The following is a 9,493-nucleotide window of genomic DNA, read 5'->3' as shown; positions in this document are numbered from 1 at the left end:
GCTGATGTAGATCGAACCTTGAGGTGACCTGTTTGGTACCTTATTGTGATAAGGGTGACATCGACCACAGCGTACAATGGCGATCTTCCCTTTCGGCATCAAGAGATTATCTGGGTATCACATGGGTATCTTTTTGCTTATCATGGCTACCAGAAACCTCATATAACCGGTGCCTTGGCGCTGAGAATGGATAAGCAAGGTTGACCCTCAGCCTATTTATCGAACAGGATTTTATGCAAGCAGAAACCGACCATATCGATGAGCTGTTGGAGTGCCTGGTCTTCCTGACCCGTTTCTATGGCGTTCCCAATAGCAAGGATGCGCTGACCACAGGGCTGCCACTGGTGTCCGGTCGGTTGACCACGGCGCTGTTCAGTCGTGCCGCAGAACGCGCTGGCCTCTCTGCCCGGGAGGTGCTGCAACCTATTGAGCAAATATCCTCTCTGCTGTTGCCCTGTATTTTGCAGACCCGTAATGGTGGCGCCTGTATTTTGATGGAGTGGAATCAGGATCGCAGTCAGGCCAAAGTCATCTTCCCTCAGGCTGGCGATTCGGCTGAGTGGGTAACGGCGGCCCAACTCGGTGATGAGTATCTGGGGCGGCTGTTTTTCGTCAAAAAACAGTTTCGCTTCGACGAGCGCTCCCCCAAGGTGCTGGAGACTCGTGACGGTCACTGGTTCTGGAGCACCCTGCTGGAATCGCGGGGTATCTATCGTGATGTCCTGGTCGCGTCCATCTTGATCAACCTGTTTGCGGTGGCCAGTCCGCTGTTCACCATGAACGTCTATGACAAGATAGTGCCGAACCTGGCCTTCGATTCCCTTTGGGTGTTGGCGGTCGGTGCCGTCGTGGTGTTTACCTTCGACTTTGTGATGCGTCAGCTGCGCAGCTACTTCATCGACATTGCCGGCAAGAAGTCGGATGTGCTGCTGTCTGCCAAGATTTTTGCCAAGGTGATGGGGATGCGGATGGAGTCGAGGCCCGCCTCCACCGGCGCCTTCGCCAAACACTTGCAGGAGTTTGAGTCGGTGCGGGAGTTCTTCACATCGGCGACGGTTTCGACCTTGATCGACCTGCCATTTGCCGTCTTCTTCCTGGTCGTGATCTGGATGTTTGCCGGGGTCATGGTGGTGGTGCCCATCATCGCCATGCTGATCCTGCTGGGCTACAGCTTCTACATCCAGGGCTCTCTCAAGCAGTCGATTGAGGAGGGCTCTCGACTCGCCTCCCAGAAGAACGCCAACCTGGTGGAAAGTATCGCGGGTCTTGAGACCGTCAAGATCTTCGGCGCCGAAAGCATGTTCCAGCATCGCTGGGAACAAGCTGTTTCCCACATCTCCACCTGGGGGGTGCAGACCCGGCGCATCACCAACTCGATGTCTTCACTTGCGAGCTACATCCAGCAGGTGGTGACGGTCGGGCTGGTGATTGTCGGTGTTTACCAGATCTCGGATGGCTTGGTCACCATGGGCGGCATGATAGCCGCCGTCATGCTGTCGAGTCGTGCCATCGCGCCCATGGTGCAACTGTCGGTGCTTGCCACCCGCTATAACCAGGCCCGCTCTGCGCTGACCATTCTCGAGGGGATAATGAGCACCCCGGGTGAGCAAGAAGAGGGTCGGCAGTATATTCACCACCCTGTGGTGGAGGGACGTATCGAGTTCGAGAATGTCACCTTCAAATACCCGGGCATGGAGACCAGCACCTTGCACGACATCAGTCTCAAGATTGAGCCGGGCGAGAAGGTGGCGATCATCGGCCGGATTGGTGCGGGCAAGACGACCCTGGAGAAATTGCTCATGGGGCTCTATCGTCCGACCGATGGCTCAGTGCGTCTTGATGGTTTCGATCTCGATCAGCTGGCGCCTGCGGCAGTGCGCCGTAACATTGGCTGCGTACCCCAGGATGTCACTCTCTTCTTTGGCTCGGTGCGGGACAACATCATGCTGGGCAACCCCCTGGTTGATGATGCCAGGGTGCTGCGCGCGGCCAAACGGGCCGGAGTGACCAACTTCACCAACCGGGACCCCAATGGTCTGGATCGTCAGATAGGTGAGGGGGGGCGCCAACTATCCGGTGGTCAACGCCAGGCCATATTGCTGGCTCGGGCGTTGCTCAATGATCCGCCCATATTGGTGATGGATGAGCCGACGTCCAACATGGACAACCAGTCCGAGCAGCAGGTCAAGCAGGAGCTGGCCCGGCTCGGTCCTGAGACGACCTTGATTGTCATTACCCACAAGACTCTGATGCTGGACGTGGTGAATCGAGTGATCGTTATCGAACAAGGCAAAATAGTGGCAGACGGTCCCAAAGTTCAGGTGCTGCAACAACTTAAAGAAGGCAAGGTACGGGTTCAGGAGGCATCTAATGCATAAAAAAGATGTGTTGCCCGCCCAGGAACATCTGGCTTTCGTGGACGATGGTGCTGCCGCCGTGTTGCTCAGTACGCCAACCCGGGCCCGCGTGCTGCTCTGGTGTTGTTTTCTCTTTTTCATGAGTGCACTGATCTGGGCCGCCTGGGCCAAGCTCGACGAAGTGACCGTGGGTCAGGGCAAGGTGATCCCGTCCCGCCAACTGCAGGTGATCCAGAATCTGGAGGGGGGGATCGTCAAAGAAATTTTCGTCAAGGAGGGCGATATCGTCGAGAAGGGCCAGACCTTGCTGCGTATCGATGACACCCGTTTTCGCTCAGACTTTCGCGAGCGCGAGCAGGAGCTGGTCACCCTCAAGGGGGACATAGCGCGCTTACGAGCCGAGATCCGTAGTGTGGTCGTCAAAAGCGAGCCGAATGTCAGCTGGCGTGAGCAGGTGGCGATTAACAAACAAGCCATCGTTTTCCCGGAAGGTTATGAGAGCGTCTTTGCCGAATATGCAGCCCGTGAGGTGTCGGTGCAAAATGACCGACTCAACAATCTTCAGAATCAGCTCTATATTCTGGGGCAACAGATAGAGCAGAAAGAGCAGGAATTAATCGAGCTCAACTCGAAAATACGTACCGTGGGTCGCAGTGTGGATCTTGCCCGTCAAGAGCTGAATATCAGTCGACCATTGGCGAAAGAGGGGATCGTTCCTCAGGTTGAATTAATCAAACTCGAACGCCAGGTAAACGAAATGCAGGGAGAACTGGAGAGCAATCGTCTGGTCATTCCCAAGTTGAATTCCGGATTGCGTGAGGCGATTTCCAAGCGTAATGACATCGCGTTGAAATTCCGAGCCGATGCCCAGACCGAATTGAACGAGCGTCAAGGCAAATTGGGCCAACTCTCCGCAGGCCAAGTGGGGCTGCGAGATCGCGTCGATAGAACCAGCGTGGTTGCTCCACTCAAAGGCACCATCAAAAAGTTGAAGATCAATACGTTGGGTGGAGTGGTCCAGCCGGGTATGGATTTGATGGAGATAGTGCCACTTGAAGATACGCTGTTAGTTGAAGCCAAGGTATCGCCCAAGGACATTGCTTTTTTGCGACCAGGGCTGGAAGCCGTGGTGAAATTCACTGCCTATGATTTCACTATCTATGGGGGCTTGCATGGCAAGGTAGAACAGATAAGTGCTGACTCTATTCAAGATGAGGACGGTAATTCCTTCTATATGGTGCGAGTCAGGACAGATAAAAGTTTTCTGGGCGATGAAACTAATGCATTACCCATCATCCCCGGTATGTTAGCCAGTGCAGATATCATCACTGGTAAAAAGAGTGTTCTAGACTATTTGTTAAAACCGATATTGCGGGCCAAACAGTCGGCACTGAGGGAACGATAAGCCAACAATCAATAAAAGCATATGACTGGAGATACTATGAAAAAGACGATTGTTGCCATGCTTGTAAGTGGCGCTGTATTACTTCCTGGCCTGGTTCAGGCCGAAACGCTGGAGCAATCCGTTGCTCAAGCGTTGGCGACTCATCCCAAGATCAAGGAGGCATTTGATCTTTATCAGGCCCGCATGTATCAGCATGATGGTGCCAAAGGCGGCTATTACCCCACCATCGATCTGAGAGCCGGGGTGGGGTATGAGAATACCGACAGTCCCGCTACCCGTCTGGGAGGCCCTGGTGTCGATGACTCGATGACCCGCAAAGAGGCTGGCCTTAGCCTGCGCCAGATGCTGTTTGATGGCTTCGATGTCAGCAGCAATGTGGCACGAACCAAAGCAGAGGCCAGTGCCCAGCGACTGGCCATGATCTCTGAAGCCGAAAACACGGCGCTGCGCACTGCCGAGGTGTACCTCAATATGCTGCGCCAGCAGGAGATACTGGAGTTGTCTAAAGACAACCTGGCGACCCATGAGCAGATCCGCAGTGACATCAGCAAGCGGACTGATTCAGGACTGGGCTCCACGGCAGACCAGACCCAGATCGAGGGCCGGGTCGCGCGTGCCTATTCAAACCAGGCGGCGGCGGAGAACAACTATCGGGATGCCGAGAGTGAGTATGTTCGGGTAGTCAATGAGATGCCCAAGGATCTGGTGCAACCAGTACCGGATGCCAGTCTGATGCCTGCGTCAATCGAAACGGCGCTCAAGACGGCCACCGAGGTGCACCCGACGCTGCTCTCCTCCTTGCAAGACATTGAAGCGGCCAAATACCAGAATGAAGGTGCCAAATCTGGCTTCTATCCCAATGTCGCCATCGAGGTGGATCAGAACTGGAATGAAGACATAGACGCTGTCAAGGGACGTAACGACGACCTGACCGCCATGGTCCGGATGCGCTACAACCTGTTCCGTGGTGGTTCCGATCTGGCCGAAAGCAAGGCGACCTCTGCGCTCTACTCCCAGGCGAAAGACATTCATCTGAATGCATTCCGTCAGGTTGAAGAGGGGACCCGTCTGGCCTGGAACGCCAAGCAGTCTCTGGATCAGCAAAAGATCTACCTGCAACAACACGTTGATGCGAGTTATGACACTGTTCAAGCGTACAAGAAGCAGTTCGGCTTGGGTCAGCGTACTTTGTTAGACGTGTTGAACACCGAAAACGAACTGTTTGAAGCCCGCCGCAGCTACATCAACGCGGAGTATGATTCCCTGCTGGCTGATTACCGCATCCTCAATGCCACTGGCAGCTTGCTCAGTGCCATGCAGGTGCAACAACCTGCTGAATGGCAAGCCAAAAACTAGTGCTGCTGGCTTGGGTGTGACGACAACAACATTGTCGTCACACCCAGCATCAGGGGGTGAAGTATGTTGCCCTCGTATCCTGTATCTTGCATCTCATGATTTGTTGGCTCCGTTGAGTAGGGAAAAGATGTGACATTGTGGCGTATCGGGCGGTGGCTCGACCCGTTCCACCGCCGGGGGCGACACTTGCTCTGGTGTGGGCTGGCACTGCTTCCCCTCCTGCTGGCGGCGAGCCAGCCGCTGACGGATGCCGATCTGGCCATGATAAAGCGGGCGAAGGACACCTATGGTGAGCGGGCAGGTAAACGTACTGCGAGCTGGCGGTTGCTCACCTTGCAGGCGCAGGCCGCAGGCTGGTCAGAGCGGCAGAAGCTAGAGAGAGTAAACAGCTTTTTCAATCAGCTGCATTTTATAGACGACAGCAAGTTGTGGCGCAGGAAGGATTACTGGGCCAGCCCTCTCGAGTTTCTGGGAGCGGCAGGGGGAGATTGCGAGGACTTCAGCATTGCCAAGTATTTTACCCTGCTCGAACTTGGCATCGACGATGAGAAGATGCGGATGGTGTATGTCAAAGCCTTGGACTACAACCAGTTTCATATGGTTGTGGCCTACTATGAAACCCCTTCATCCGTCCCCCTCATTCTCGACAACCTGATTGGGGAGCTGCGTCCGGCAACTGCCCGTAAGGATCTGCTGCCTATCTACAGCTTCAATGGTCGCCACTTGTGGTTGATGAAGGCGCGTGGCCAGGGAGAACTGGCCGGTCAGTCTTCACGTTTGGGATTATGGAATGATTTACGCAATCGCATGACTTCAGGGCGATTGGCTCGACCTGTGGTGAATTTGGATGATTAACCTATGACGCTATATCGACAATTACTGGCCACCATGTTGTTGTTGTTCGGGGCTCTGTTTGCCGTAACCTATTGGGTTCAGTTCAATTCGACCCGCACCTACCTTGCACAGCAGCAAGAGACGACTGTGATTAACACCGCAACGGCGCTCGGATTGGCATTGACCCCCTATCTTGAGAATGGCGACAAGGTGAGTGCCGAGTCAGTCATCAAGGCGGTGTTTGATGGTGGCTACTATCGCTTGGTGCGGCTCGATCTCTTGGCCTCCCATGATGTGATTGAGCAGGAGAATACTAACCATGTTGCCGGGGTTCCCGCATGGTTCATGGGGCTGGATCTGTTTCCTGAGATCTCCAATGAGTCAATCCTGACGTCAGGCTGGTTGCAGCTTGGCAAGCTCAAGGTAGTCGGCCATAGCGGTCAGGCCTATTACGAGCTCTGGCAAGGGATGACCAATCTGGCAAGCTGGTTTGTGGTCGGTTTTCTCATTACCACGCTGTTGCTGATGCGAGCCCTCAGTTATCTCCTCAAGCCACTGGACCAGATCCGTGAACAGGCACTGGAGATAGAGCAGCACCATTTTGGTCACGAGATCCCAGAGCCGCGAACTGTGGAGCTCAAGCAGGTGGTGCAAGCCATCAATACCCTTTCTGGCAAGTTGGCCGCCCAGTTCAAGGAGCAGGCACAGGAAGCTGAGAATCTGCGTGAGAGAGTCTACCTGGATGCCGTTTCCGGTTTGGGCAACCGCGCCTATTTCGTCGGCCAGGTCAATGCCTGGATCGCTGAAGCGGGGCAGGGTGGCGTCATGCTGGTGGCTGTCGACATGCTCGATGATATCTATCGGGATGAAGGTTTTGCCGCGCGGGACAACATGGTCAAGTCCATTGCTCAGAGTCTGAATGATGAACTGAGCGGATGGGATGGCGCCGCCATTGCCCGCATCTCGGCGACCGAGTACGCATTGCTCTGTCCGACCAATGATCTTGATACCTTGCAGGAGCTGGCCGAGCGGATCAACAACCGCATCGCCGATCTGGTGGTCAACCCTATGGGTGAGGCTGATGCATTGTCGGTGATCGGTATCGCCGGGCGAGATAGCCAGGACGATCTCTCCAGCCTGCTGACCAAGGCGGATAATGCCCTGGGCCGGGCGCGCAACGAGCGCCGTGGTGCCGTGGTCATGGAAGGTGGCCATAGCCAAGGCATGATGGGGCGTCTGGCCTGGCGGGATCTGGTGGAAGATGCCATCGCCCGTCAACTCTGGCGCTTCAAGGCGCAGCCAGCCTGTCGCTTTGACAATGGCCTCAGGCTTCATGCCGAACTGTTTGCCGCCATTCATCGTGACGGTAATGACTATTTTGCAGGTCAGTTCCTGCCGGCTATCGAGCAGTTCAAACTCGGTAGCGAGTTTGATCAGGCGATCCTCACGGCCACAGTCCCTCTGCTACAGCAAGATGCCGAGTTGGTACTTGCCGTGAACATCACCTCCGGGGCCATCTGCTCAGAAGAGTTCTTGCTCTGGCTCGGTGACTTCTTGGGCCGCAACCTTGAGCTAAAGGACAGATTGCTGTTCGAGATCCCGGAAGGCGCCATTTTGAAGCATCAAGCTCAGGTTGAAGCGCTGGTGGCGGTGCTGCGTGAGCACGCCTATCAGTGGGGCGTGGATCACTATGGTCGCCACTTCCAATCCCTTGGCTATCTGGAGCAGATGGCTCCAAGTTATGTCAAGGTTGACCATGGTTATACCAGTCAGGTCATGGAGCCGGGAGCGGATACTTCCTTCCTGGCTGCAGTATGCCGTGCTGCGCACAATGCCGGTGTCTTGACCATAGCTACCCGGGTGGAAAATGAGCAGCAGGTTGAACTGCTGTCTGGCTTGCATATCGATGGTTATCAGGGTTTTGTACACCCAGCGTTTCTTATTTGAACCAGTAGTAATTGAAAAAGGGCGCCCAGGTGGCGCCTTTTTTTATCACTTTTTGATGTAACCGTTGCTTAACATTAGCTCATGTAATGATAAGGCCTCTTTTGAGGCATAATCTAATGTGTTGTTTTAATAAGATAAGTAGCCAGCTTTCGATTTGTTTCATGGTTCCCCCGCTTCCAATGTGGATCCGGTACATTTTTGCAACGGACGTTACTGCACTTCGCTCATAGGGTTTATACATCGAAACCCTCAGTGTTGGAGTCAAGGCTATGCGTACCCAAATGATCGATAAGGCTGTCGTCGTCGCCTCAATGGAAGGGGACATTCTGGTCGTTAATGCCGATGGCAGTACGCGCCCATTGCAAGCGGGTGAGACGCTCTCACCCGGTACCAAGCTGACACTGGCCGACGATGCCAAGTTGGCGCTGCTCACACCGGAAGAGGCTGCTGCCTTGGCCCAGGGGTCATCGGCGGCGCCCGAGGCCAGCATTCCTGCAGATGTTGCGGACAAAGTGGCCGATGAGGCCAAGCCTGATGGTACCGACAAGCCCCTCGATCCCAATGATATAGCCGCATTGCAACAATCAATCTTGGAGGGGATCGATCCGACCAAGAATTTTGAAGCTTCTGCCGCAGGGGGCGCTCCAGCGGCCGGAGGTGGCGGCGGAATAGGGGGGGTTGCCGGTGCCAGTGGTAATGGCGGTTTCGTGACCATATCCCGCACGGGAGATGCCACCATAGCCCAGGCCGGGTTCGATACTGATCACAGTGCAAGACCCGTCATTGATCGTCTGCAAGAAGATCTGCCAGATCTTGAAAATGAGTTGAGTGATGAAAATGAGCAGGTGAGTGTGCCGGAGGACGTTCAGGTCAATGGTAATCTCCTCGATAATACCAGCAACTCGGATGGCCCCAATGCCGCCAGCGTGACGCTGTTCAGTTGGGGTAGCAGCAATAATGTTCCTGCGGGCTCAACGGTTACCATCTCGGGGGTGGGTACTCTCACGGTGAGCGGTAACGGTGATTACAGCTTTACCCCCGCATTGAACTACAACGGTCCTGTTCCGCCTGTAAATTACAGCGTGACCGATGGTACCGATGTCGTAAATTCTACGTTGACCATTACCATTGCCCCCGTTGACGAAGGGGTTAGCTTGACTGGACTGAATGTGGTCGGCGCTGAAATAGTGGTCAGCGATGCCAGTCTGCCTGATGGCAGTACTCCTAATCCGGGTGCCCTGACTCAGGGCGGTATTTTTAGCTTTAATGCACCAGATGGCGTGCAGACACTCAGCATCGCTGGCCTGCAATTGGTTACAAATGGGGCTGTTATGAGCCTTCCCCAGTCGCTTGTCACTCCTCTGGGCAATAGCCTGCAAATCACAGTGATCAGCTTTAATCCCGTGACTGGTGCAGGTAGCGTCACCTATAGCTATACCCTGCAAGACAACGAGAACCACGTTAAACCGGCTAATGATACCCAGCTGACAGAGAGTTTCCAGGTCACGCTCACAGACAAGGATGGAGATTCCACTTCTGCCAGTCTGGATGCGATGATCCGTGACGACGTGCCGACGGCGGTGAACGACATCGA

At 54.7% G+C, this 9,493-nt stretch carries 6 protein-coding genes; all 6 read left to right on the top strand.

Annotation, left to right across the window (positions count from 1 at the left end; genetic code table 11):
• Nucleotides 1-233 precede the first annotated feature (233 nt).
• Entirely contained in the window at nt 234-2,378 is a 2,145-nt protein-coding gene (locus tag G113_RS16730; RefSeq protein WP_040319342.1) for a type I secretion system permease/ATPase, read from the top strand.
• Nucleotides 2,371-3,762: an HlyD family type I secretion periplasmic adaptor subunit gene (locus G113_RS16725; protein WP_005907530.1), complete on the top strand. Its 1,392-nt coding sequence runs from the start codon at nt 2,371-2,373 to the stop codon at nt 3,760-3,762. The genes G113_RS16730 and G113_RS16725 overlap by 8 nt, the downstream gene beginning before the upstream one ends.
• Nucleotides 3,763-3,798: 36 nt before the next feature.
• Nucleotides 3,799-5,118, top strand: a complete 1,320-nt coding sequence (locus G113_RS16720) for a TolC family outer membrane protein (RefSeq protein WP_005907529.1) — start codon at nt 3,799-3,801, stop codon at nt 5,116-5,118.
• Nucleotides 5,119-5,253: 135 nt separating this feature from the next.
• The gene (locus tag G113_RS16715) at nt 5,254-5,973 is read left to right on the top strand and encodes a transglutaminase-like cysteine peptidase (RefSeq protein ID WP_005907528.1); all 720 of its coding nucleotides are present in this window, start codon (nt 5,254-5,256) and stop codon (nt 5,971-5,973) included.
• A 3-nt stretch (nt 5,974-5,976) separates the two neighbouring features.
• A complete protein-coding gene (locus tag G113_RS16710; protein ID WP_005907527.1) occupies nt 5,977-7,899 on the top strand; it encodes an EAL domain-containing protein in 1,923 nt (640 codons plus the stop codon).
• A gap of 269 nt (nt 7,900-8,168) precedes the next feature.
• On the top strand, nt 8,169-9,493 hold a 1,325-nt coding region (locus G113_RS16705; RefSeq protein WP_005907526.1), incomplete at its 3' end, for a retention module-containing protein.

This window comes from Aeromonas molluscorum 848 (assembly GCF_000388115.1).
In the GTDB taxonomy this organism is placed as follows: Bacteria; Pseudomonadota; Gammaproteobacteria; order Enterobacterales; family Aeromonadaceae; genus Aeromonas; species Aeromonas molluscorum.
Note: the sequence above shows the minus strand (reverse complement) of the source record. Positions and strands in the feature narration are given on the sequence as shown.